The sequence below is a fragment of the Sphingomonas sp. 10B4 genome, from assembly GCF_035019905.1.
Lineage (GTDB): Bacteria > Pseudomonadota > Alphaproteobacteria > Sphingomonadales > Sphingomonadaceae > Sphingomonas > Sphingomonas glacialis.
In genome coordinates, this window is sequence record NZ_JASJVC010000151.1 from 1 (window position 1) to 1,916 (window position 1,916).

The following is a 1,916-nucleotide window of genomic DNA, read 5'->3' on the forward strand; positions in this document are numbered from 1 at the left end:
GGTGTACGAGAGCATCGTCCGGTGCTTGTCGAAATCTTGAACTACAAGTGCAACGGTCACCCATTCCGCAACGCCGTTCTTGTCGCACCGATCTACGACGAGAACGACGCGTTGCTGTATTTCCTGGAATCGCAAATCGAGATTGATTCCGCTGCGGCGACCCCGTCGAGCATGCGGCGCATTCGCGCGGACGAGATGGTTAAGGCGCTGTCGCCACGGCAGGGTCAGGTGCTTAAACTCGTTGCGAACGGTTTGCTCAACAAGCAGATCGCAGCGGAACTCAATCTCGCGGAAAAGACCGTCAAGATGCACCGCGCGATTCTGATGAGCCGCCTAGATCTGCACACGACTGCAGACCTCATCCGCCTCGCCGTCGAGGCGGGTTTTTGAGGCGAACTACCCCGCTACGCCACAAAGGCCATATCGCCGGAGAACCCACACCAGCCCAAGGACCCCAGTCGGCGACCTGAATGACGACAATTAGTCGCTTTCTGCCGTCCCAGTTGTTGCGAAAGGGTTCCCTTTTGCAACAACCGGCGCACCCTAGCGATCTCAATAACTTGCCTGTTGCATAAGGCTGTTGCAAAATAGAACAATGAAAATTGGCTATGCGCGGGTGTCGTCCAGCGAACAGAATCTCGACCTTCAACGCGATGCGTTGAAGGCAGCCGGGTGCAGTATCACCCTTGAGGACGAGGGGGTTTCTGGTGCCGCCCGGTCCCGTCCTGGCCTCGACCAGGCGCTTGCCATGATGGGTGCCGGCGACACGCTGGTCACATGGCGTCTTGATCGCCTCGGCCGCTCCTTACCGCACTTGATCGATCTGGTGGACCGCCTCAAGGATCGCGGCTGCGACTTCATGTCGATCACCGAGGCGATCGACACCAGCTCGGCCGGGGGCAAGCTTGTTTTCCACCTAATGGGCGCTCTAGCCGAGTTTGAGCGGTCGCTGATCGTTGAGCGCACGCGCGCCGGCATGACGGCCGCTCGCACACGCGGACGCCATCTCGGCCGACCGGCGAAACTAACCGGAGCCCAGCTCCGCAAAGCCGAGGAGGAAATCGCCGCTGGTCGCGAAACCGTCGCCAGCATGGCCGCCCTGCTTGGCGTCAATCGCTCAACGCTGTGGCGAGCGATCAGGAGATCATTGGCCGATGCTTCATAAGTGTGATATATGATGCCTCTGCGAATTGGAGGATTTCATGTCTGCGATTGAACGCATGACCATCACTATGCCGGCTGAGATGGCTGCAACCCTTCGGCAAACCGTTGCCGGCGGGGAATATGCATCCACCAGCGAGGTCGTTCGCGAAGCACTCCGCGAGTGGACACGCGCCCGCGACATAGAGCGCCGCGATCTGGAATCTCTGCGCGAAGCTATCCAGGCGGGACTGAACAGCGGTCCCGGCATCCCAGCCGAGGAAGTCTTCGCCGAGCTGCGCGCGCGTTACGCCATCAAAGCCTGACGCCCGTGACGTATCAGCTTCTACCGGCCGCACGAGCCGATCTGATTGAGATTGGCGATTTCATCGCGCTCGATAATCCCGCGCGTGCCCTGTCCTTCGTCGCTGAGATTGAAGAGACTATGACGACGATCGCGGAGCGGCCAAGCAGTTTCCCGGCCCGCTATGAGCTGGCGACCGGCCTGCGAAGTGCGCAGCATGGCCGATATCTGATCTTCTTCGTGGCTGGCGATGCAGGCGTGCAGATTGTGCGCGTGCTGCATGGTGCGCGCGATCTCTCACAAGCCTTCGCCATTCACTGAGGAGAGGATCATGGATCAGCTCTATTTCGAGATTGACCCCAATGACGGGGCTGGCTGCTCCGCTTGTTTATGGGCAATTCGGTGCATGAAACTCGCCAATTTGCTGGGGGTGATGAAGGTCATCACCAAGCCAGCCTGGCCGGCATGCAAT

Annotated in this window: 4 protein-coding genes; all 4 read left to right on the forward strand. The window is 59.6% G+C overall.

Annotated elements, in window-relative coordinates; all coding sequences use genetic code 11:
* Positions 1–390 (forward strand): LuxR C-terminal-related transcriptional regulator (locus QN347_RS19145; protein ID WP_323494327.1); only part of this gene is annotated, 390 nt, incomplete at its 5' end.
* Positions 391–595: 205 nt separating this feature from the next.
* On the forward strand, positions 596–1,165 hold the full coding sequence (locus QN347_RS19150) for a recombinase family protein (RefSeq protein ID WP_322164293.1): 570 nt from the start codon (positions 596–598) through the stop codon (positions 1,163–1,165).
* A 37-nt stretch (positions 1,166–1,202) separates the two neighbouring features.
* The gene (locus QN347_RS19155; RefSeq protein WP_322164294.1) at positions 1,203–1,466 is read left to right on the forward strand and encodes a type II toxin-antitoxin system ParD family antitoxin; all 264 of its coding nucleotides are present in this window, start codon (positions 1,203–1,205) and stop codon (positions 1,464–1,466) included.
* A 5-nt stretch (positions 1,467–1,471) separates the two neighbouring features.
* A complete protein-coding gene (locus QN347_RS19160; protein ID WP_322164295.1) occupies positions 1,472–1,765 on the forward strand; it encodes a type II toxin-antitoxin system RelE/ParE family toxin in 294 nt (97 codons plus the stop codon).
* The last annotated feature ends 151 nt before the right edge of the window (positions 1,766–1,916 follow it).